General features: G+C 38.0%; 29 protein-coding genes and 2 pseudogenes. 9 read left to right on the top strand and 22 right to left on the bottom strand.

What is annotated here, in order from left to right:
• The first annotated feature begins 60 nt into the window (after positions 1–60).
• On the top strand, positions 61–1,419 hold the full coding sequence (glmM, locus tag B5V81_RS05625) for a phosphoglucosamine mutase (RefSeq protein WP_212112525.1): 1,359 nt from the start codon (positions 61–63) through the stop codon (positions 1,417–1,419).
• Between the two features lie 254 nt (positions 1,420–1,673).
• On the opposite strand, the gene B5V81_RS05620 is transcribed toward glmM, so the two are convergent.
• The 19 genes and pseudogenes from B5V81_RS05620 to B5V81_RS05530 form a co-directional block, all read right to left on the bottom strand.
• On the bottom strand, positions 1,674–2,096 hold the full coding sequence (locus tag B5V81_RS05620; RefSeq protein ID WP_212112523.1) for an EexN family lipoprotein: 423 nt from the start codon (positions 2,094–2,096) through the stop codon (positions 1,674–1,676).
• Positions 2,097–2,144: 48 nt separating this feature from the next.
• The gene (locus tag B5V81_RS05615) at positions 2,145–2,357 is read right to left on the bottom strand and encodes a hypothetical protein (RefSeq protein WP_244979400.1); all 213 of its coding nucleotides are present in this window, start codon (positions 2,355–2,357) and stop codon (positions 2,145–2,147) included.
• 285 nt (positions 2,358–2,642) lie between these two features.
• A complete protein-coding gene (gene virB11, locus B5V81_RS05610; RefSeq protein WP_212112520.1) occupies positions 2,643–3,695 on the bottom strand; it encodes a P-type DNA transfer ATPase VirB11 in 1,053 nt (350 codons plus the stop codon).
• A 43-nt stretch (positions 3,696–3,738) separates the two neighbouring features.
• Complete coding sequence (gene virB10 / locus B5V81_RS05605; RefSeq protein WP_212112519.1) at positions 3,739–4,926, bottom strand: type IV secretion system protein VirB10; 1,188 nt, start codon at positions 4,924–4,926, stop codon at positions 3,739–3,741.
• 34 nt (positions 4,927–4,960) lie between these two features.
• Positions 4,961–5,812, bottom strand: a complete 852-nt coding sequence (gene virB9 / locus B5V81_RS05600) for a P-type conjugative transfer protein VirB9 (RefSeq protein ID WP_212112517.1) — start codon at positions 5,810–5,812, stop codon at positions 4,961–4,963.
• 2 nt (positions 5,813–5,814) lie between these two features.
• Positions 5,815–6,486: a VirB8 family type IV secretion system protein gene (locus B5V81_RS05595; RefSeq protein WP_212112515.1), complete on the bottom strand. Its 672-nt coding sequence runs from the start codon at positions 6,484–6,486 to the stop codon at positions 5,815–5,817.
• Positions 6,483–6,770: a type IV secretion protein VblB7 gene (locus B5V81_RS05590; protein WP_212112513.1), complete on the bottom strand. Its 288-nt coding sequence runs from the start codon at positions 6,768–6,770 to the stop codon at positions 6,483–6,485. The genes B5V81_RS05595 and B5V81_RS05590 overlap by 4 nt, the downstream gene beginning before the upstream one ends.
• Positions 6,771–6,777: 7 nt before the next feature.
• Complete coding sequence (locus tag B5V81_RS05585) at positions 6,778–7,716, bottom strand: TrbL/VirB6 family protein (protein WP_212112511.1); 939 nt, start codon at positions 7,714–7,716, stop codon at positions 6,778–6,780.
• Positions 7,717–7,762: 46 nt separating this feature from the next.
• Positions 7,763–8,113, bottom strand: a complete 351-nt coding sequence (locus B5V81_RS05580) for an EexN family lipoprotein (RefSeq protein ID WP_212112510.1) — start codon at positions 8,111–8,113, stop codon at positions 7,763–7,765.
• Between the two features lie 48 nt (positions 8,114–8,161).
• On the bottom strand, positions 8,162–8,383 hold the full coding sequence (locus B5V81_RS05575; RefSeq protein ID WP_212112509.1) for a hypothetical protein: 222 nt from the start codon (positions 8,381–8,383) through the stop codon (positions 8,162–8,164).
• Between the two features lie 26 nt (positions 8,384–8,409).
• Positions 8,410–8,763 carry an EexN family lipoprotein gene (locus B5V81_RS05570; protein WP_212112508.1) on the bottom strand — a complete coding sequence of 118 codons (354 nt, stop codon included), beginning with the start codon at positions 8,761–8,763 and terminating at the stop codon, positions 8,410–8,412.
• A gap of 48 nt (positions 8,764–8,811) precedes the next feature.
• Positions 8,812–9,033 carry a hypothetical protein gene (locus B5V81_RS05565; protein WP_212112506.1) on the bottom strand — a complete coding sequence of 74 codons (222 nt, stop codon included), beginning with the start codon at positions 9,031–9,033 and terminating at the stop codon, positions 8,812–8,814.
• Between the two features lie 37 nt (positions 9,034–9,070).
• Positions 9,071–9,457: an EexN family lipoprotein gene (locus B5V81_RS05560; RefSeq protein WP_212112503.1), complete on the bottom strand. Its 387-nt coding sequence runs from the start codon at positions 9,455–9,457 to the stop codon at positions 9,071–9,073.
• Between the two features lie 48 nt (positions 9,458–9,505).
• Entirely contained in the window at positions 9,506–9,727 is a 222-nt protein-coding gene (locus B5V81_RS05555) for a hypothetical protein (RefSeq protein ID WP_212112501.1), read from the bottom strand.
• Positions 9,728–9,763: 36 nt separating this feature from the next.
• A pseudogene (locus B5V81_RS05550) lies at positions 9,764–10,151 on the bottom strand (EexN family lipoprotein).
• Positions 10,152–10,175: 24 nt separating this feature from the next.
• Positions 10,176–10,943 (bottom strand): type IV secretion system protein, encoded by a 768-nt coding sequence (locus B5V81_RS05545; RefSeq protein WP_212112499.1) that lies wholly within the window; start codon positions 10,941–10,943, stop codon positions 10,176–10,178.
• The gene (locus B5V81_RS05540) at positions 10,940–13,300 is read right to left on the bottom strand and encodes a VirB4 family type IV secretion/conjugal transfer ATPase (protein ID WP_212112496.1); all 2,361 of its coding nucleotides are present in this window, start codon (positions 13,298–13,300) and stop codon (positions 10,940–10,942) included. Before B5V81_RS05540 ends, B5V81_RS05545 begins: the two co-directional genes overlap by 4 nt.
• Positions 13,300–13,623: a VirB3 family type IV secretion system protein gene (locus tag B5V81_RS05535; RefSeq protein ID WP_212112494.1), complete on the bottom strand. Its 324-nt coding sequence runs from the start codon at positions 13,621–13,623 to the stop codon at positions 13,300–13,302. Before B5V81_RS05535 ends, B5V81_RS05540 begins: the two co-directional genes overlap by 1 nt.
• 24 nt (positions 13,624–13,647) lie before the next feature.
• Entirely contained in the window at positions 13,648–13,995 is a 348-nt protein-coding gene (locus tag B5V81_RS05530) for a TrbC/VirB2 family protein (RefSeq protein ID WP_212112492.1), read from the bottom strand.
• 156 nt (positions 13,996–14,151) lie between these two features.
• On the opposite strand from B5V81_RS05530, the gene B5V81_RS05525 reads away from it, so the two are divergent.
• The 7 genes and pseudogenes from B5V81_RS05525 to B5V81_RS05505 all read left to right on the top strand — a co-directional run bounded on the left by B5V81_RS05525 (position 14,152) and on the right by B5V81_RS05505 (position 19,602).
• A complete protein-coding gene (locus B5V81_RS05525; RefSeq protein ID WP_212112490.1) occupies positions 14,152–14,895 on the top strand; it encodes a nuclease in 744 nt (247 codons plus the stop codon).
• Positions 14,896–15,425: 530 nt separating this feature from the next.
• Positions 15,426–15,853 (top strand): annotated as a pseudogene (locus B5V81_RS08880) (helix-turn-helix domain-containing protein).
• On the top strand, positions 15,813–16,799 hold the full coding sequence (gene repC, locus B5V81_RS05520; protein ID WP_342356086.1) for a replication initiation protein RepC: 987 nt from the start codon (positions 15,813–15,815) through the stop codon (positions 16,797–16,799). The pseudogene B5V81_RS08880 and the gene repC overlap by 41 nt, the downstream one beginning before the upstream one ends.
• 743 nt (positions 16,800–17,542) lie before the next feature.
• Positions 17,543–17,791 carry a TIR domain-containing protein gene (locus tag B5V81_RS08870; protein ID WP_244979398.1) on the top strand — a complete coding sequence of 83 codons (249 nt, stop codon included), beginning with the start codon at positions 17,543–17,545 and terminating at the stop codon, positions 17,789–17,791.
• Entirely contained in the window at positions 17,748–17,999 is a 252-nt protein-coding gene (locus B5V81_RS08865; RefSeq protein WP_244979397.1) for a TIR domain-containing protein, read from the top strand. The genes B5V81_RS08870 and B5V81_RS08865 overlap by 44 nt, the downstream gene beginning before the upstream one ends.
• Positions 18,000–18,151: 152 nt before the next feature.
• On the top strand, positions 18,152–18,367 hold the full coding sequence (locus B5V81_RS05510) for a type II toxin-antitoxin system Y4mF family antitoxin (RefSeq protein ID WP_100130413.1): 216 nt from the start codon (positions 18,152–18,154) through the stop codon (positions 18,365–18,367).
• Positions 18,364–19,602, top strand: a complete 1,239-nt coding sequence (locus tag B5V81_RS05505; protein WP_212112487.1) for a type II toxin-antitoxin system HipA family toxin — start codon at positions 18,364–18,366, stop codon at positions 19,600–19,602. Before B5V81_RS05510 ends, B5V81_RS05505 begins: the two co-directional genes overlap by 4 nt.
• Before the next feature lie 208 nt (positions 19,603–19,810).
• Here B5V81_RS05505 and B5V81_RS05500 read toward each other — a convergent pair whose 3' ends face one another.
• Positions 19,811–20,116, bottom strand: a complete 306-nt coding sequence (locus tag B5V81_RS05500; protein WP_212112485.1) for a hypothetical protein — start codon at positions 20,114–20,116, stop codon at positions 19,811–19,813.
• A 206-nt stretch (positions 20,117–20,322) separates the two neighbouring features.
• On the opposite strand from B5V81_RS05500, the gene B5V81_RS05495 reads away from it, so the two are divergent.
• Positions 20,323–20,976 (top strand): recombinase family protein, encoded by a 654-nt coding sequence (locus B5V81_RS05495; RefSeq protein ID WP_212112483.1) that lies wholly within the window; start codon positions 20,323–20,325, stop codon positions 20,974–20,976.
• 221 nt (positions 20,977–21,197) lie between these two features.
• Here B5V81_RS05495 and B5V81_RS05490 read toward each other — a convergent pair whose 3' ends face one another.
• Both B5V81_RS05490 and B5V81_RS05485 read right to left on the bottom strand, forming a co-directional pair.
• Positions 21,198–21,596, bottom strand: coding sequence for a type II toxin-antitoxin system VapC family toxin (locus tag B5V81_RS05490; RefSeq protein WP_212112481.1), 399 nt, complete (start codon positions 21,594–21,596; stop codon positions 21,198–21,200).
• On the bottom strand, positions 21,593–21,844 hold the full coding sequence (locus B5V81_RS05485) for an AbrB/MazE/SpoVT family DNA-binding domain-containing protein (RefSeq protein WP_212112480.1): 252 nt from the start codon (positions 21,842–21,844) through the stop codon (positions 21,593–21,595). Before B5V81_RS05485 ends, B5V81_RS05490 begins: the two co-directional genes overlap by 4 nt.
• Between the last annotated feature and the right edge of the window lie 164 nt (positions 21,845–22,008).

The raw sequence follows: 22,008 nt of genomic DNA, 5'->3' as shown, positions 1-22,008 counted from the left end.
GAGGGGACTGTTAGAGTTTTAAAGAAAAGCCCGAGGGAATAAGTGTAAAAGGAAAGAGGCATGGTGCAAAAATATTTTGGTACAGATGGAATTCGGGGAAAAGCCAATTCATTTCCTATGACAGCTGATTTTGCCATGAAGGTGGGTATGGCTGTAGGGGTTTTATTCCGTTCACAACATCAATCGCGTCGTGTGGTGATTGGCAAGGATACGAGGTTATCTGGCTATATGTTAGAAAATGCTTTGGTTTCAGGATTGACTGCTGCGGGGATGGAAGTTTTTTTATTAGGACCCGTACCAACACCTGCTGTTGCAATGCTTTGTCGCTCTTTGCGTGCGGATCTTGGGGTGATGATTTCTGCTTCTCATAATCCTTTCTATGATAATGGAATTAAACTTTTTGGCCCTGATGGTTTTAAACTTTCAGATGATATGGAAGCAAAAATTGAACAATTGATCGATACAGATCTTTCAAAATCTTTAGCAAGTTCTGCTGAAATTGGTTCTGCAAAACGGGTCGAGGGGGATATTTATCGTTATATCGAATATGCCAAACGAACTTTGCCCCGTGATGTTCGCTTAGATGCTGTGCGTATTGTTGTGGATTGTGCCAATGGGGCTGCTTATAAAGCGGCACCCCGTGCTTTATGGGAATTAGGGGCTGAGGTTTTTGCTATTCATGATGAGCCCAATGGGACCAATATTAATCAAAAATGTGGCTCAACTGATTTAAGCTCTTTAAAACGCAAAGTGCATGAAGTGCGTGCTGATGTAGGTATTGCTCTTGATGGAGATGGCGATCGTGTTCTTATTGTTGATGAAAAAGCACAAACGGTTGATGGGGATCAGTTGATTGCTGTGATTGCTGAAAATTGGCATAAAATGGGACGGTTACGATGCAATGGGGTTGTCACAACGATTATGTCCAATTTGGGACTGGAGCGGTTTTTGAACGGAAAAGGGTTGGAGCTTATCAGGACAAAAGTTGGAGATCGTTATGTTGTCGATGCCATGCGTAAAAAGGGATATAATGTTGGAGGTGAGGCTTCTGGACATATTGTGCTCAGTGATTTTGGAACAACCGGTGATGGGTTGGTAGCTGCCTTGCAAATTTTAGCTTGTATGAAAGAAAGCCAAAGTCCTATGAGCCAATTGTGTAAACGGTTTGAACCTGTACCGCAAATCTTAAAAAATGTAACGATTAAAAATAAAAATGTCTTGAAAAAAAATCCCGTCAAAACAGCTATTGATCAAGCAGAGAAGCAGTTGGGAAAAGAGGCACGGTTGGTAATCCGTGCCTCTGGGACTGAGCCGGTTATCCGACTTATGGCTGAAGGTGATGCACGAGAAGTGTTGGACACGGTCGTAACAGAGTTGATGGATATTATTACGCATCATGATGTTCTCATGGGTGCTTGAGCTTTAAGAAATTTTGAATGCTGTAATGCAATGTAGATTGTACAAGACGCTTTAAGCGGAGCACTTAAACCTGATGAAAGTTCTTTAATGTTTTCATTCATTATTTTTATGATAGGGTCCGTTAAATTACGCTCTATAAAGCTAAAGTCCGCAAGGTAACCCATCACCTAACCTCACCCCCTTAGCACAAACCCGTAAGTTATTTTGTCGAATGTTATTGCACGTCCATTCTATCAAATATGATCATTTCTGATTCAATTATTATCCTGTTTTTGTTTAGCTTTAGCACGCTCTTCTGCTTCTCTTTCGGCTTGTTCTTTTGCTTTTTCTTCAGCTTCTCTTTTTTCATTTTCAGCTTTTATTTCTTCATATGCAGCTTGCCTTCTTTTATGGTCAGCTTCCATTTCGGCTTTAAATCTTTCCATTGCCTTACGATTTTCTTCTTCGCGTGCACGTGCTCTTTCTTCAGCTTTTGCTTCATATTCCTTTTCAAGTTCAAGCCCTGCTAACCTTAGGTTTTCACAATTTTTGGCAGTTCCTGAGAATCCACATTTCGCATCCCATTCTTCCATCAACTGTGGATTTTTTTTAAATTCTGCGACGCTATAAGTTTTTTCACAACCAACTGTGATAAGTCCTGTGCAAAGCAGCAATGTTGTTATGAAAACTTTATTCATAGGATATTTCCCCTTTCAGTTTTTTAAGGTTTAAGCACAATCTTTAAATTATGCTTGTGTTATCGGTTGTTTTACAACCAGTGATGATAAATCTAGGGCACAGACATTTGCCATAAATGTATTATAAATTATACAGAGCTCTTTAAGTTGAGCAGCTAAAGCGCAATAGTGATATGCGGTGGTTTTACCCGTTGATCCTGTAAGTGGGGGCATCGAGGTACTTTCTATAGTAGTGGATATGCCTTTGGTTTCTATTTCCATTTAGATACTCCGCTATTCATTGTGTGTTTTTATTAATTTAGTCGTTATTTTGTTCTTTTGCTCTTCGTTCTTCTTCAGTTTGTTGTTTTGCTTCTTGTTCGGCTTCTATTGTTTAGCCTTAGCTCTCATTCTTTCAATCTCGGTTTTCATTTCAGCTTGAAATTTTTCATCAATTTTGGATCTTTTTTAAATTCTGCTACACTGCAAGTTTTCTTCATATCTAGCCGTTAATCGTGCTCTTAAAAAATCTCTATTGGCATAAGAGAGGGGAGGGTATCGTTTTTTTTAAAAAGCATCACGACGTTTGAAGGGGTCGTAATAGATTTCTGTTACACGAAATTTTCCTTCCAAACGTTTGCATTGGATGATGACATCTATCATAGAGATTAATAAGCCGCGGATATCATCCCGTGCTAAATTACCACCACCATCACTTTCTTTGACGAGAAGGGTCATTTGCTCAAAAGCTGAAAGTGCTGTTGAGGCATGGACAGTGGTGATAGAGCCTGGGTGACCGGAGTTGACATTACGGATATAGTAAAAGGCTGTACCATCACGCAGCTCTTGTAGGAGGATTCTATCAGGGCGCATGCGTAATCCAGATTCAAGCAGTTCTTTTGCACCAGCTTTTGCTAAACCTTGGTTATCTTTTGAATAAAAAAGTTGGACTTTGTTGGCGTGTGGAACGACGAGTTCTGGGGTGTCTTCAATGGTGAGAATTCGTTCATAGTCAGGGATTTTGGCAATTAAAGCTTTGGAGAGGGTTGTTTTACCAGAACCGGTTTTGCCAGAGATTAAGATATTTTGTTGTGTAATAACGGCGCGTTCTAAAAATGTACAAAAGTCCTTGGCAATAAAGAGATCTGTTAGTTCTTTTTCTGTATCAGAGAGTTCATTTTCTCGTTTTGCCATCTGCTCAAGGGGTGTGAAACTAACGTTTCTTGTTACAGAGAACAGCTGGTTTTCGTGTAAACTTTCAAGAGAAAAAGTGCGTGATGAGGGTTTGCGAATTGTCATGCTAATGGTATTGGGGGCAACAGCAGGGGGCATAACAATTTGTATGCGTTCGTTATTGGGAAGTGTTGCGGAGAGAACAGGGTTTTCGACACTGATTTTTTGGGTTGTGTAGGCAGCAACAACTTTTGCAATGCCTTCTAGTTCGCTGTAGGTCAATTCTTGTATGGTGTGGGTTTGCCAACCATTTGGACCTTCAACAATCACTTCACCGGGGCGGTTGACGACAATTTCAAATAAATTCTCATTATTGAGGAAGTCATCTAAGATCTTTAATTTTGTTAAAACGATGGAAGCGCGTTCTCTATTTTTTGCTGCTGGCATAATATACTTTTATTTACTTTATGGGGTTTACTGAACTTGAGAGTTAAAAAAAGGAATAGCTTGGCGTAGAACGCGAGAAAGTATTTCTCTTTTTTCCTGTGATTGTTAATTTATAGACAGAGGAGAAATCGAGATCTTTTGCTACGAAAATGTTGACCAGTTCGCCTTGAAATTTTTCTAAAGTAGGAGGGATATTGATTTGATTTTCAAGGGCAATACTGGCAGCCTCTTTTCCAGTGTTGTTTGCGCCTTCAAAACCGCTGCTTCCAGAGTTGTTTGAACCGCCTTTATTGGAATTACCTGCTATTTTATTTGTTAAAACTGTTGTGGCTCCATCAATAACGGTCAACAAAAGGGAGGAGCCAAAGCGTTCCCACCAATGGGTGTTAATGTTGCCATCAAAACCGGCTCTTCCTAAACTGTCGGTTGCTGGTGAGGCAAGGTCGATGATGACACCGGTTGGGGTTTTGGCTCTGGTCCAGAGCACAAAGAGGCGGGATTGACCTTGTTTTATTCCTCCGCGGTATTCGCCAATCACTTGTGTTCCTTTATCAAGTAAAACAACGCGGCCATTGTCGGAGAGGATATCACGGTTAATGATACAGCTTGCAAAGCCAGGTTGCTCACTGTTTAAGGCGGTTTCTAAGATACAGGGAATAGAGGTTCCCATGGCGATGATAAAGTTTCTATTGCCGATGAGTTTTGCTTTTGCTTCTTCTGTTTTGGTAGGTTTTAATAGGGTGGCAAAATTTTGTGTGTCTTGAAGGGCAGAAGAATTCTGCATATTCATATTGGCGAGATGTTCAAGGGCATTAAATTTATCAAGGGGGTTGAGAGTCGTGTTGACGATGTCTTTTAATTGAGATCTAGAACCTTTGGCAAAAGCTAAGACAGGGGCGCGTCTTGCGGCATCAAGTAAGGGATCATCTTTTTTCGGTTCTTGTGCGAGGGGTTGTGGGGGGGGTAAGGTTATGGGCGCCATTTGGGCGCGTGGGTCAGAGGGGGCTAACTCTAAAGGAGTGAGGGAATTGTGAAAGCTTTGTGCTTGTTTTTTATGCGCTTTTGCGGTGTCTTTTTGTTCCGTGGGGCTGGATAAGATGTTCCAGAGTACATAGCCACAGAGTCCTATACAAGCTATTGCAACAGCTATTTTTTTGCCAACGGTTTTGGATGCGCTGTTTTTGCCATCTCCAATTGATCCTCGATCTTCTATGGTTGTTGTATCACTCATATGTTGTCCCCTTCAATTCCCGCTTATTTAAAATTTAAAGATCTGATGCAATTTTACGTTCAACAGATGGTGAGGTTGTTCCGGTATCTGGATTGATACCTTTTGGTTGATAGGCTTCGTTAAAGATGCATAGGACATTCTTTCCTTGTCTTAGAGTGAAGCGCGCGCTAATAGCATGGACAATAACCATGTTGCCTTTTGTGGTTTTGGGAACAAGCGATTCTGTACCGTCGTTGCCCACAATATAAATGGCAGGAATTTCTTGGTTTTCAGGAAAAGAAAATGTTGTGGTTTTTCCATTGTCATAAACGGTAGACGGTTCAAGAATGCTTGATCCTTGTGCAGTGTAAGCCCAATTGCGTGGTCCGTAGGTTTCATAAGCGTTGAAGATGCCATCAATACGTTGGGCTTGTTTTTTTTCTTGGCGCAGAAGGGCGGCGAGTCTTCTTTGTTCTGCTTCTTCTTGTGGGTAGCGAAATTTCACAAGGAAATAGGTTTCTTGTCCAGAGGAAATTTCTCCATCTTTGACCATGAGTTCAAATTGATAGGAGCGTTTTGAGCCATCAAGCTTTGTGGTGACGACTTGGAGATTGGTAATGGGTTGGACTTCTCTTGCTTTGAGAAACAGAATATTGCCTGCTGGCGCTACTTCCCATGCAACGCTGTTGCCAATTGCGACATGAGCAATTTCTTCATTGGCAGAAAATTCTATTTGTACGGATGAACGTATGGAGCCAATAATTTTTGTGACATTATAAGCATCATAATTGATAAAGCGAATGCGGCTGTCGCTAGGCGCGCGGGTGGGAAAGACACTGGCATGGCCCAAATGAGCAGAAGAAAGAGCAATGGCGCTTAGAATGAGAAAAAGAATTTTTTTTGTCATGATCAGTTGACCACTTCCGGATCAGTTCTATATTCACTAACAATAAACCCAAGAGGATTTATCAAACGGTTTTCGACAGAGATAGGGGCATTGATATATTCAAAGGTGAGGGTTGCAACCCAATGGGTGATGAATTCTTTTTTGGTTTGATTGTCACGCACAGTTTTGTAGTAACGCACTTGGGCGACGTCTTGATTGATAAAGGAGATTGATTTTATTGTGATAGTGACACTGGCGTGTTTATAGAGAATTTGAGGACTTTGTGGATTTCTTGCTCCATACCAGCTGGCAAATCTTTCTTGCTCTTCAGGAGATGAGAGGAGAGAAACCGTTTGGAAATTATGTTGTACCTCTTCAGTTGCAAAGCCTTCACGTGAGCGGACGTATTTTGCAGAAAAATAGCGTGTGATGGCTTCATCAACATTGGTGGGCCCTTCTTTTAAAGCCTCTACGACTTCAACGATGCCGGTTGAATTGTCCACACGGATGACAAAAGGTTCCACGGTTTTAAGCGGTGTGAGGGTGATGACCGCCAGTGAAGAGATGAGCGCGACGATGACAGCTATGCCAGCAATGGCGAGTGAGGCGCGGGTGGTGCGGCGTGAGGCGAGCATGCGGTCTTGGTCAAAAGAGCGCGCCTCAGCAATATATTGTTCGATGTCTTGTTGTTTCATGCTTTTTGCCCGCAATTTTTGTAAGATTTTATTTCTTCATCGGTTAATTTTTGTGTGAGAAGCGTTTCCAACTTGCCCTCTTTTAGGGGGGAGGGGGTGTTGTTACTGATGATAATGGGCGTGGGTGTGGGTTTTTTTCCTTCCCAATTCCACATGGATCGGTTGAGTGGACGCTTAGAATATCCATCACATTTTGGCAGTGACTTCAGCGTGTTTGGTGATGACATACAGCCGCTGAGAAAAAGAAATGGCAAGATTACCCCAATTTTTTTAAATTCCCGCATTTTAAATTTAAACCTTTGCTAATAGTGATGTTAATTTTTTTACACCCTTCGCTATCGTGTTGCTTGTGGCTTTAGCAGCGCGAAAAGCTTCTTTTCCAGCACGTTGTGTTCCCGTTATTGCACTTGTAAGAGAAGCACCCCCAGAGGCTAAAGCTGATGCTATATCAGGGAGTTTGATGAAAAGGTAACAACCACAAAGACCAATAGCTGAGAAATTAAGCAAAGAAAGCATGATATCTTCAAGATTTCCTGAGAAGACTTTTGTTGCAAGTTCGACATACAAACCACCAAGCAGCACGACGAGTACCTGCAAAATGATGAAGTTTGCAACTTGTCCTAACCATGCTTCTGTAAAACGCCTTGTTGGGGAAAACAGACCAAGACTTATAAAAAGGGGTCCTATTGATAGGACAAGAAATAAACCAAGCTTAGCAAACATTGAGACGATAAAACCAATTGCAGAAACTACAATAGCATTCACTAAACAGCCAAGACCAGCAAGCCATGCTGCAAGAAATTTACCCGTTTCAGTCCATCCTGTGTACTGATCTGATGCGTCGAAAACGTGTGCCCCTGCTTGTCTTAGCATGTTATCCCATACATTTTTATCTGAGTGTGCGGCCCCTTGTGTGACATTTGCAATGGCATTTGGCAGATCATTGAAAAATATATCCCTAACCCACGCATTATAAAGAGCAGCGTTTGTGGCGAGTGTAACAATGATGCCCAGTTTGAAAGCTGTCGCTATAAATTCCCATAAGGGTGTGGAAGAACGCCCATAGATGATATTGTACCCCATAAATATAATGTAGATTGTACAAGACGCTTTAAGCGGGGTACTTAAACCCGATGAAAGATGATTAATAGTTTTGTTCATTACATCTTCAAGAGACGCTGTTACAAAACCATCCATCTTAGTAAATATGGTTACATTTTCAAATGCCATTGCATATCCATTCCATCAAATTTTTGCAAATATGATTTCTTCTGATTTAATTATTATCTTGTTTTTTTTCAGCCTGTTCTTTCGCTTTTTGTTCAGCTTTCCATTTTTCATTTTCAGCCTTTTTTTTGGCTATAAGTTCATCCATCTCTTTGTTAAAGCGCTCTGCTGCTTTACGACTTCTTTCTTCTGCTTGTGCCTGACGTTCCTTATCAAGTTCTAAAAATGCTAATCTTAGATTTTCACAATTTTTTGAAGTTCCTGCAAATCCACATTTAGCATCCCACTCTAAGCGTAAATTTTTATCTTTTTTAAATTCTGCGACGCTGTAGGTTTTTTCACAACCTGCCGTGATGAGCCCCGTGCAAAGCAGTAATGTTGTTATGAGAACTTTATTCATCGATATTTCTCCTTCTTCTTTTCAGTTTTTGATGTTTGAGCACAATCTTTAAATTATGCTTGTGTTATCGGTTGTTTCACAACCAGTGATGATAAATCTAGGGCACAGACATAATGTTGCCATAAATTTATTATAGAATGAGCAAAGCTTTTTAAGTTGAGCAGCTAAAACGCAATAGCGAGAGGCAATGGTTTTATCCATTGTTTTTGTAAGGGGCTCCATTAACATATTATCTATATCAGTAAAGATGCCTTTGGTTGCTATTGCCATTGAGATGCTCCGCTCTTCATTATGTCTTAATTATTATTCTGTTGTTCTTCTTCCGCGCGCTCTTTTGCTTCTAGTTCAGCTTTCCTTTTTTCAAGATCGTCCCTCATTTGAGCTTTCAATTTTTCCATTGATTTGCGATTTTCTTCGTCAATTTTACGACTTCTTTCTGCTGCTTTTGCTTCATACTCTTTCTGAAGTTCTAAAAATGCTAACCGCATGTTTTCACAATTTTTTGAAGTTCCTGCAAATCCACATTTAGCATCCCACTCTAAGCGCAAATTTTTATCTTTTTTAAATTCTGCGACGCTGTAGGTTTTTTCACATCCAGCTGTGATAATTCCAGTGCAAAGAAGCAATGTTGTTATGAGAACTTTATTCATAGATATTTCCCCTTCTTCCTTTCAGTTTTTGAAGTTTGAGCACAATCTTTAAATTCTGCTTGTGTTATCGGTTGTTCCACAACCAGTGATGATAAATTGAGGTGACAGACATAATGTTGCCATAAATTTATTATAGAATGAGCGAAGCTTTTTAAGTTGAGCAGCTAAAACGCAATAGCGAGAGGCAATGGTTTTATCCATTGTTTTTGTAAGAGGCTCCATCAACATATCATCTATATCAGTAAATACGTCTTTGGTTTCTATTGCCATTGAGATGCTCCGCTATTCATTGTGTGTTTTTATTAATTTAGTCGTTATTTTGTTCTTTTGCTCTTCGTTCTTCTGCAGCGCGTTCTCTTTCTCTTTGTTCTTCGAGTATTTTTTGAGTTTCAGCGTCCATTTTTTTCATCCTAGCGTCTTGTTCAGCTTTAGCTTTTTCCATTGATATACGAATACGTTCGTCATCTCTACGCACTCTTTCTTCAGCTTCTGCATCATATTCTTTTTCAAGTTCTAAAAATGCTAACCGCATGTTTTCACAATTTTTTGAAGTTCCTGCAAATCCACATTTAGCATCCCATTCTAGGCGCAATTTTTCATCTTTTTTAAATTCTGCGACGCTATAGGTTTTTTCACAGCCAGCTGCGATGAGCCCCGTGCAAAGCAGTAATGCTGTTATAAGAACTTTATTCATCGATATTTCTCCTTCTTCTTTTCAGTTTTTGAAGTTTGAGCACAATCTTTAAATTCTGCTTGTGTTATCGGTTGTTTCACAACCAGTGATGATAAATTGAGGTGACAGACATAATGTTGCCATAAATTTATTATAAAGCGCACAAAGCTTTTTAAGGTGAACAGCTAAAGCGCAATAGCGATATACGGGGGTTTTACCCATTGGTCCTGTAAGTGGGGCTATCGACGTACTTTCTATAGTAGTAAATACGCCTTTGGTTATTATTGCCATTTAGATGCTCCACTATTCAGTGTGTGTTTTTATAATTTAATCGTTATTTTGTTGTTTGGCTTTTTGTTCTTCTTCAGCGCGTCGTTTTGCTTCTTGTTCAGCTAATTTTTTTTGAGTCTCTGCTCTCATTTTTTCAATCCAAGCCTTTTGTTCAGCCATAAATTCTTCATCTCTTTTGCGATTGTTCTCTTCCGCTTGACGCGCTCTTTCTTCTGCTTGTGCCTGACGTTCCTTATCAAGTTCTAAAAATGCTAATCTTAGATTTTCACAATTTTTTGAAGTTCCTGCAAATCCACATTTAGCATCCCACTCTTCCAACAAATTTTTATCTTTTTTTAAATTCTGCGACGCTGTAGGTTTTTTCACAGCCAGCAGCGATAATTCCAGTGCAAAGTAGTAATGTTGTTATGATGATCTTGTTCATATTCAAATCCCTCTTTTTTTTCGTTTATTGACCACGGAGTTGTTTGGCTAAAGCTTTGTATCGTGCTTTAAATTCTTCCATTTCACGTCTTTCTGCCGCTTTTTCTTCTGCTTGTTGGATCATGGCAGCGGCTTGCATTTGTAGTATTTTTGTTTGGAGGTCTGCTTGTACCGCTGTTAATTGTGCTTGAATGCCTTGAATTTCACCAGCGTCTTTCGTACTGCCAAGTTTGTCGAGCAGCTTGTTAATGTTTTTTTGTGTTTCACTGGCTTCTTCGTAGACGTCTTGGCCTTTTGCCGCTTGTCCTACTACGCGCTGTTGGGCTTTTTTGACTTCCTCTGCGTAAAAAGCATCCACGGCCTCTTTTGATCCAGCACCACCTGAGGGCTCTTTGTAATTAAGTTCTTCTTGCCATTTTTGCGTGTTTTTACTGCCGCCACCGCCGCCGCTGCCACTGCTGCTGCCGCCACCGCCGCCACTGCCCATCGATTGTTGAAAATGATTAAAATCAGAAGGAAGGGCGCCATTGCTCCCTTGCTTGTTGAACATTTCTTTCAATCCGGAAATATCAGGCTTGACATTCAAAGAGTTATAAAGATTCTTCATTTGGTCAAGCTGACCTTTTAGTTGTTCAAGCTGTTGTTTGCCTTGTTGAACTTGTTCTTGCAATTTTTGAGCTTGTGTTATGTTTTGCTGTAGTATTTGCCAATCAAAAGGACCACCTCCAAATGCATTTGCTTGAGAGCCAAAAGAAATTGCGCAAAGAGTTGTTGCCAATAAAAGCTTTTTCATTGTTTTGACCTTTCTTGGAAAATGGGGAGCCATTTTTCTGGAGATGTACCAACTTCATCCATAATGGTCTCTAAAAGTTCAATGTTTTTGGTGGTGCCACTTAAAATGGCTATTTCATCATCAAAGCCACGTAAATTCAGTTCTGCTACCACAGAGCTTTGTCCTTGTTTGATGAGAAAACGCCGTGACTCCCGGCTTAATTCTGATTGTATCAGGTTAAACTCTCTGTCGGATAATTTAAAACCTTCTACATAATCCCCATGATTGCCCTTTTGATTGGGAAAATAAATCTGAGTGGGACATTGCTCTATAATGGTGTGCGCTATCGTCGAATTAATCGCATCTTTGGGAGATTGCGTGGCAAACAACATCAAACCATTCTGTTTACGAATGGTCTTCAGCCGGTCTTGCGCAAAAGCTTTAAAGGAATCATCCTCTAAGGCTTTCCAAAATTCATCAATGACAATGATAATACGACGCCCGTCAATCAGAGAGAGAATTCTATGAAAAAGATACATCATCAAGGGGGGACGAATTTCATCATTATCCAAAAAATCCGTCATATCATAACCAATAAACTTCGCATCAATGCCAATGTCATCATCAGGATTGTCAAATACCCACCCCAAGGCATTGCCTTTACACCATCTCTCTAAACGCCCCGCTATCCCCTCCCTATGGGTGGTGTCAAAAAACATTTGTAAGGCGGATATGGTCCGTTGTTCTTTTGGCAATAAGGCAAGCTGTTCAACAGCAGACGTGATATCTTGTCTTTCCGCTTCACTGATCTTTTGATCTTCAGAAGAAACAAGCTTTATAATCCACTGTCGTAAAAAGACCCTATCGGCTGGATTGTTATAGTCTAAACCTTTGAGCGGTGCTATGCCTGTGGGCTTTCCATTTTTCAAGGGCATATAGGTGCCGCCACCGGCTCTGACAAAAAGTTCTGCACCGCGATCTTTATCAAAAAAGACCATATGGGGATCATGCTTTTGAAGTTGTGCTAAAAGAAAATTAACAATAACCGTTTTCCCAGAACCAGAGGGTCCACAAACAAACGTATTGCCTAAATCACCAAAGTGAAAGTTAAAATAAAATGGTGAACCAGCAGAGGTCTTCATCAAGGCGACTGCTGGTCCCCACACATTGCCATCTATTTTGCCAACCGGAAAAGAATGAAATGGAGAAAGTGCCGCATAGTTGCGGCTGGTTATCGCACCAGAACGCGTGCGATACGCATAATTCCCTGGCAATTGTGCCCACCAAGCCGCTGCTAACCCTAAATCTTCCCGTGCAATGACAGCGCCACCATCTGTAAGACGAGAACGCGCTTTGGCAAGATTATCCGCTAACTCTTGCGGGGCATCCGCAAAAACTGCCAACGATAAATGATGTTCCCCTAAAACAAAACGATTCGATTCAAGATCATCAAGCGCATCATCCAGTTCCACAATTTGTGAGCCTGCTCGATCTCCCGCATTGACCATTTGGTTTTGTTTGCGCCCCATAATCTGCTTGGCAGCATTTTTGCTCTTGAAAACAAATGATTGGGTGAAAATAAACTCAAAGGGAAGTGTTAAAAGACCATCTGCCATGCCTACTCTGGTTTTTGCTGGATATTCTTTCCAACCAAACATGCCTGCAAATCGACGCCCTGCCTCAGTGCGTATTTCGATGATCTCTTTCCCGAAAATAAGACGGTCTGAGTAAACCGTCGAAGCTATCGTTCCCCATGTGAGGGGGATACGCTCACGACGACCTCCCACCAATTGATGGATAAACTCACTTTGCTGCGAATAAATATTGCCTTCATGTTCATAAAGACTCAACCTTCTTGCACCATAGCGTTCTAAATTTTGAATAAGATCTGTCGTAATATCTTCAAGTTTACGAATGGATTCTGCATCAACTTCTGTCTTTTCTTGCTTGGCTTTTCCCAAACGTTTGAAAAACTCCACTAATTTATCCGTCTTATCAACGTGGGGATTCCACAAAATTGAAAGATAAAGATCATTGCGATACAGCTCTTGAGAGACCATCCGTTCGCGATATTTATCATCTAATTGCTTCGCAAATGCTGATCTAAAAGTGCCATCCGGATAAATCGTTTCACGCTTTCTGATAATGTGGCTATAAAGCGCTATCCGTTCATCCGCAATGTTCTTAAACAGATTATTTAGCTGTTCATGAAGTACATTGAGATCAATAATATCCGCTGTCTCAAAGTTAAGCCCTTCAAGAGCAATAACGGACATGAGGGCTCGTGAATCCAGCGCAATGATATGCTTGTTAACATGGCGCACGTAAGGAATGATCGCCTCTGGCTGCTTTTCACGTTTGCGCTCTGTTGTTTTCATTATAATTCCTCATAATTACGAATTAATCGTAATGGAGAAATACTTCCCCCACCCCATAGACTAGAATTTCTGGCAAAAATATAGGTCTTTTGCCATGTCAGAAGAATACGAAATTTGTTATGGTCATGCTTGAGGATTTCCTTAAATATGAAATGCATCATCACACCAAAGGTTAAAAGAAAAATATTGCCTGACATAATAAACAATATCATCGTCCCCATCCCATTTAATCCCATAGCTTCCACCGTCACACCTGCAATCATTGCAGGGCGTGTGCAAGCAAGAAACAACGTATCTTCTGTTAGCTTCTCGCGCTCTTTCATGGCTTTTGAAAGGCTAAAGTTTAATTAGGAAAACATGGATACAATTTGCGATGCACCCATAACAATGCCGATGCCAACACAAACAAAAAAAGCTTTACGCATTTCAACATAACCAGCAATCCATGCTAGTCCAATACCAGCAACCGCAATCGTTGCTATCGATCTTGCAATGTTTCCTGTTAAAGCGTCGATTAATTTTTTAAGCGCATCTTCAACTTTTCCGAAGTCGCCTGCTGCAAATGCTGGCTCACTCAGTGCAATGAAGGCAATAAACAGCATCAATGCTGTTATTAACCATTTATTTTGTGGATTGGATAAAATACCTTTTTGTAAGGTGTGTTCACAACTGAACGAATTATTCATGTTTTTCATGAAAATTTCCCCGCTTTGATTGTTTCATCAATAATAAGATTAATATTGAATTAATCAGGAATCATATAAATGAAAAAAAAGAATTTTTCTACTATAAAATTACCAATATTTAATATTCTATAATTTAATGAACAATAAAATATATTAATATTCAAAATGAAACTTTTAAAATATTTTCGATTAGCGCCTAAATATCTTATCTTAATTTATATTATTATTTTTGGAATAATTTATTTAAGTAAAAATAATGAACAACTTATTCAAACAGTTTTTTTTCATGTAAAAGAAAATACAATAGAAAAACCAGTTCAAAATCTGAAGTTACAATCGACAGATTATAAAAACCAACAAGACGCGAACCAACAAAATGTGTCTTTGTATCCAGAACCATTGTCATCACAATTTTATGAAGAAAATGTACCAGTCTATTCTGGTTCTATACAGGTAACAAGTGGTGTGACCTTTAAAATGATTACACCGGTCGATGAGGGCTGGAGAAAAAAAATCGTCCGTGATATCCGACTATATGGTGTGGAAACCTGTGAAACACGGCAATTTGCTTCACGCAATGGTGTTAAGTGGCCATGTGGCGCTTTTGTCACGGCTTGGCTTGTCTCAAAAACAATCGATAAAAATGTTACGTGTCGGCAATCCCGTGTTATTCAACAAATTCATTATGCACAATGTTTTGTTGATGGAATTGACCTTGCACGCTTAGGGCTTATCGAAGGGTTGATGGTGTTAACAAAAGATCAGCATAATTTCCCATCACCCGCAGACTATAAAAACTTACAATCTGTTGCACAAAAAGCAAAAAATGGCTTGTGGTCAAGCCAATTTCAACAACCAGAAGAATGGCGAAGAGATCACGGGAGCTATAATCCTATTGACCATAATTGATAAGAATTATTCTCAGGTGCCATTTAAAAATAAAAACAATATTCCAAAACGAACTTTATTAGGTAAAAATCGACCACAAGCCATACAGGCTTTGGGGGACAATTCTTGTCATGGAAAATTGTTGTGTTTAAAACTCGCTTATTCCTATAGGGTGTGCACTACAGTGCAGTATGGGAGTGCGTGTTCCCTTCCTCTATATGTTATTTCACTTCGTTGTTGTGATAGGTTGTATTGACAAAAAAAGTCGTTTGAAATCTTTATCATATTAGAAATATTTTTTAAAACTATGTCTTACCTTGATATGCTTTTTGCAAAGCTATAAGTCTATTTAAAATAGAGGGAAAACACAATGACAGAAAAATAAAAACCCAACTGCGATAACAGAAGGGTTTCTAAAATACCTATACGGTGAATTAAATAACCAAGTATCTCCTAATTTAATTTATCGTGATGCATTCTGCAAGAGAAATTTTGTAGAAAAAGGGTGTTTTTTACATTTTTTTGCCTCTTATAGAGAGGTTGCAACAATTATGGTTAATAAAATTTCTGGAAGAAAGTTAAGTGAACATCATATAGAATATAGAAAATTAGCTGAAACTGCTGAAATTGGTTCCGTAAGTCGGGGGCAATTAATCGGACTGGCTAGAAAATTAGAGATGGCTGGTTTTATACGAGAGACAGAAGCAAAACTTCTCTTAGTTTTATTGAATACAGCTTCGACGTCTTCATTTGAAAAAGGTGGAGTGCCTATCGTTTTTAAAAGCAATTACTGTCTTGGTAATGAAATTTGCCGTAGTGAATCACGCGTGAGTATATTGCTTTCACGCCTTTATGATTATGTCTTGTTGTCATGCGGGATTCTAGCAATTTTAAACGCTATTCATCACGAAGCCGTAGTCATGGAATTATAACAGCTTGTGGGATTGATTTTATGTATTCTTGTTGCTCGATACCATGAACTTAAGCAAAAAATTGATGAAGTTTTAGAGGCTCAGAGTAAACAAAAGGATGCTTTGCATTGTTTTCAGGGATTGGTGCGACAAATTAAAGCTTCTTATGCATCAATTGAAACTACACCATTTACATCTTTGCTTTTTTCAAGAATGCAAAAAATCATTCATATTATTGGTCGACCAGCCAAACCTTCAGTGGAAAAATTGCATAAAGCAATAGGTCTTTTTCAGTGGATTTTAGAGAGATTTTTAAAACCAAAAACATCAAAAACAAAATACAGGCATTTCGCTGACAAGATACACATAGAATATACAACCCCTAATCTAATTAGTAATTGTAACAAAAACGAGAATTTAAACCTTAACGAAAATAACCAAAACGTAGAGACAACCGATAACTGTACAAAAATTGCTCATGAAAAAATAGAAAAAGGCAAAACTGAAAACACCTTACCTTCAAAAAACAGCAAATTGCTTCAAATCAAACCAGAACTTTTAACGCAAGCTTTGCCTCATGTTGCTATGTTTGTGAAACATGGACTGCAATCTGAAAGGGATTTGATAGGTTCTATGGAGTTTTTAGCCAAAATGAAGGGGATTTCTTCTCAAGCCGTTGAAGACGCTAAAAAAACTATGGGAATTAAAAAAGCTGCTCTAGCTATCGCTATCATTTTCGAAAAACATTGCAAGGAATTAGTTAAATCATCTGGAGGATATCTACGCGGTATGATTGCTAAAGAAAATCGAGGAGAACTCTATCTAGAACGTTCTTTCTATGCATTGCTGAATGAAGCTTTCGAGGAAAAATTGAACGATTGGCATGTGCAAAAAACAGAAAAAAACGATCTAACAAAATCAAATGATCAAAAAAGTTCTTTGTTTAAATCAGAATTGAATGAAGTCCTTAAAGCTTTAAACATGCAAACAGATTCAAAGCGACTTATACCATAAGTTTAATAAAAACTAAAAAAAGGGGTAAAAATGTCTAACGAAACAGATGAAATAAAGTTTCTTTACTTGAATGGAGAAAGAGATCTTTTACAACAACCCTGCGGGGGATATAGTAGGGTCCCTCCCTCCGAAAAAGAGATATACAAGACATTTTCATTTAGCAATTACTTTTTTAGTTTTTTATACTTTTTAAAGAAACATGAAAAATATTAAATATTTTCAGTTAATCCTTATTTTTAATGAGAGGTTATCCGCCTCTCAAACTCTCCGTACGCTCACCAAAATCATGACATCAGACCCGCGTTTATCGAAGGGATAACAATCCTAGGTTCTTAAGGTCAAGGAAACCCCTTTGGGGCGCCTAACGGCGTCCTTGACAAAGAACCAAACGGCTTGTTTCGTCCATCTCACGCGGCTCCGAAATCATGATGTGAAGGAGAGCTTATAGGGGCGCCTGCTTTCAGAGAGCAATGTAAAAACAAAGGTATTAAAATTTCCATTAAACTCAATAAAACATGGAACATAATTAAAATTATAGGTGTTGGTAATGCTCAATTATGATGATATCGAAAGTGTTGAATTTTATTTTACTGTAAATGGTAAAAAAAATAAAATTTGATAAAGAGACTAATGATAAATTAAAGGAAAATATAGATTGGGAGAAATTTTTATCGCAATTATTCGTTGATAAAAAATAATAAGCCCTCTGGGATAAATGCATATATTTTATAGGGGATATAAAAATGCCAAAAATTTTTATTATATATAATGATCATACTACTTTAGAACAAACTGAACGTGTTCTTTTTAAGCTTGGATTGGAACCATACGTTCTGAAATTTGGTAGTGATAATTTAACTACTATTGAGGATTTTAAACAAGAAATTAGTATGCAAACTAATTCTCCAAAATTTGGTATTGTGCTACTTACTCCCGATGAGATTGGATATGAAAAATCTGCTGATAAAAAAAGACGCAAAACCGCGCGCTAATCAAAATATTATTTTTAAAATGGGTATGTTAATTCCTAAAATTTCTTGCAGAAATATTGCTATTTTAAAAAAACGAGATGTTGAAGTGCCTTTAGATTATGAAGGGATTAATTACATTCCTTTTAATGAACACGTAAAAGAGACGATCCAAAAACTTGTTGAACTGTTAAACACAGCCGGATTCAATTTAGATACAGTTAACTACTGAAGTTTTTTTTGCATGAAGTATACGCAAAATATGCACTCTTCTTTGTTCTTCGGATAAGGCTTTAAGAGTATATGGGATAAAAACGTCCCGTACAGGTTTATTTTCTTGTAATAAAAGCATAAAATGATAAAATAATCCCGAAAGGGACGATTATGATTGAAAGCAGAATGAAGATATTGGGTTTTATTGTTAGAAATACACGTAAAAAACAAGGATTAACACAAGAACAGTTAGCAGCTACATCAGGGGTTGGTGTGCGTTTTATCCGTGATTTAGAAAGAGGCAAAGAGTCTTGTCATGTTGGAAAAACCATACATGTGCTTTCAATGCTTGGTCTTGATATTCAGATTGAAAATGAAAAATTATGACCCGTACACTTGATGTTTATTTACACGCAAAATTAGTAGGTCAATTACAACAACAAAAAAGTGGAGATCTCACGTTTCTCTACGATACTGATTATTTGTATAAAGATTTACAGGGCATCTCTGTCTCTCTACCTCCTCGTGTTGAAGCTTATAAAGGTCAAGCAGTAAAAGCCTTTTTTTCCGGTCTCTTACCCGATGATAATGTAAGATATCGTTTAGCAACTTATTTAGGTCTTTCTGAACGAAATGCTTTTGCTTTGCTTGAAGTTGTTGGGGGAGATTGTGCTGGTGCTCTCGCTTTATATCCACATGGACAAGTTCCAAATTTGCCAACAGATGATGTAGAAACTCTTGATGATACTCAATTGAAAGAAATTCTTGAGTGTATTAAACGTCGTCCAATGCTTGCTGGTGGAGATGGCTACAGATTGTCTCTTGCGGGTGCACAAGATAAATTAGCGGTTGGCTTTAGAGAGAATCGTGTTCAACTCATTAAAGGGGGTGCACCGACCACGCATATTTTGAAACCTCTCATTGAACATATTAATGATAGTGCGCATAATGAGCTTTTTTGTATGAAATTAGCAAAACTCGTAGGTATTAATGTGCCGGAAGTGTATTTACATTTTGTGAATAATACACCTTATTGTCTTATCACTCGATATGACCGTCAAATATCTTCTAATGGAACAGTTTTGCGTATTCATCAAGAGGATTTTTGTCAAGCACTTAGTATAGCTCCAGAATTTAAATATGAATGTGAAGGAGGACCTAGTATTGCTGCGTGTCAAACCGTTATTTTCCAGCATACATTGCGTCCTGCTGTTGATCAACTGAATTTCCTTAATATAATTATTTTTAATTATTTAATTGGTAATGCCGATGCGCATGGCAAAAACTTTTCACTACTTTACCAACAGAAAAAACCAGAACTTGCTCCTGCATATGATTTGTTAAGCACAGCTATTTATTCAGATTTATCTCAAAAAATGGCTATGAAAATAGGAGGAGAGTATATGCCTAAAAATACATATTTACGTCATTTTTATAAAATGGTTGCGGATACTAAATCTGCTCAATTTTCCTTAAAAAAGCAAATAAAAAGAATGACTGATTCAGTCAATGATAAAGCAATAAAATTAAAGAAAGAGCTCGAGGGTGAAGGTTTGCGTTCTGAAGTTTTTGATGCAATCGTTAATATTATTCAACAGCGTTCTCAACATTTAAAAATTTAATTTTATTGTTTATCTAAACAAATCATTTTTTACAATTTTGCGTTCTGTACTAATAAGTAATGATAAGTTATTGCTACGTCCAACATCACAAACATGATCATACAATTCATTCCACACACTACATAGCTTCTTAGTCGCTAATGTTTGAGCACGACTTTCTACATAGTTATTTTCACGGAAAAAAATCTTTTCTATCTTGTCGTCTTCTTCAGAAATAATCGCCTCCTATCATAACACCTTTGTCTAACCAATCTGGACCATATTTCTCATCAGCTTTTTTTGTAGAAAATCCCATATCACGAATAAATTGTGCTCCATGTTCAGATCTAAGAAACAAAAGTGTATGTGCTGGAGGCTCAGTCATTGCCAACCATTCCCATGCTGTGTTGCTATCACCAGCATGATCTGCTGCTTCTGACTCGGCAGTATAAATACCATCTTGATCTAAACCGCCTACTCGTAATTCCTCGCGTTCAGCATCAGTCATATAACTCTTGGGTAATGTCTTTTTCATAGGAAATTCCTTTCTGTAATCTATCTTTAAATATTAATCTAATGGTTAGATCTGGTCAATCAACGTTCCTATTTTATCATTGATAATTTTGATTATTCTATCAGTAAAAACGATCATTTTTTCTGATGCAAAAATATATATTTATTTGACATTTTTTTTGAATAAAAATATATTAGTTTAAATCTAAATTGATATTTTTACTGAATATGACAAAATTTTACGCATATTTACGAGTTTCTCGTGATGGACAAGATACAGAAAATCAAAAGTTTGGATTGCTAAAATATGCTAACAAACATGGCTTTGCCCCACTTCACATTGAAGAAGAAATTGCAAGCAGAGGAAAAGATTGGCGCAAGCGTAAGCTTGGTGCTTTAATTGAAAAAGCAGAACGAGGAGATGTATTATTAACTCCTGAATTTTCTCGTATAGCTGGTTCTTCTCTTGCTGTCCTAGAAATTCTCAAAGCCGCCAGTGAACGTGGCTTAATTTTTCACGTGACAAAACAAAATCTTATCATGGATGGTAGTTTACAAAGTGATATCATCGCAACTGTATTAGGTATGGTAGCGCAGATTGAGAGACATTTAATTCAAACACGTACAAAAGAAGCGTTAAGTGTTGCTCGTCAACGAGGAATAAAACTAGGGCGCCCAAAAGGAAGTACTGCTACGCAATTAAAGCTGGACAATCACATTGATGAAATTCAAGCATTTATAAATGTTGGTTTATCACAAAACCGTATTGCTAAGACATTAGGAGTTAGTGTGAATACCTTACGTTTATTTATTGAACGCAAAAACATAAAGCTTACAAAAATGAAGCCACTCATTACCATGCCAAGAACATTAGAGAATTAAGATAAACTGTGCAAAGTTGATAGTTCTTTTCTATGACATGATGCATTGAAGTATGTTTATTATTTACGTACAAAATACGTAATAAATAAATGATATTTATTTAGTATTTATTCACTAAATAAGTAATATCTTAATGTCTGTAATTACTATGTATTCAACAAAATGTGATATTGGAAAATCCACATCTATAGCTTGTTCTTTTATAGGTATTAGCTTACTCATTAAGAAAGGAGTTTTACTGATTTTCCGTTTTTCTTTAACAGGTCGATTGCTAATTTATCAAACGAAACAAATGTCTCGCCGCCTAGCCAATTACCTTCATAAGCTATAATTCCATCAGCAAAGTCTCCACCAGTCTCTAGAATAGCAAGCCCTGCTTCAACAGCTGGTCGATTCATCACTACATTACTGGTTGCTAGCAGATCTCTTAACATTCCAGCTACATCTTCTTTTGATAATTTTGCACCTCGACGAAGTATCCAAACAAGTTCGCATAGACAAGGTAAAGAAATAGCTATTAGAGAAGCTTTTCTTAAAATTTTACTTGCTACTTCCCCTTGCTTTTTATCATCTTGTAAAATAGCACGAGCTAGAACATTTGTATCTACAGAAATCTTCATTTTTTTCCAGCCCAACTAGAAGCCGTAATTTCGTTCATTTCTTCAATGGTTAGTGGTTTTTTTAGTTTTCCAGAAAATCGTCCAATAAAGCTTTCTATTGTTATTGTAGGCTGTGATGCTTTTATACGAAGTTCGCCACCTGGTAGTTTATCAAAGTCAATCTTTTCACCTGGTTTAACACCAAGGTGTTGTAGTAAATCCCGCTTCAGCGTAATTTGTCCTTTTGCTGTAACAGTTAATGAAGACATAGAAAACTCCTCTTACATATAATTATCCAATATATATCAAAGTAATGTAAAAATCAATTACTTTTAAAAAAGAAGTTGAAGAATGAACTCGTTTGCATATGCATACCGGAATGTACGCACCTAATTTAAAATTTGTAAATATTTATTATTTACGTATAAAATAC

Origin of the sequence: Bartonella queenslandensis (assembly GCF_018155095.1) — a bacterium.
In the GTDB taxonomy this organism is placed as follows: Bacteria; Pseudomonadota; Alphaproteobacteria; order Rhizobiales; family Rhizobiaceae; genus Bartonella; species Bartonella queenslandensis_B.
The sequence above is the reverse complement of the archived record's forward strand: the minus strand, read 5'-3'. Positions and strand labels throughout refer to the sequence as shown.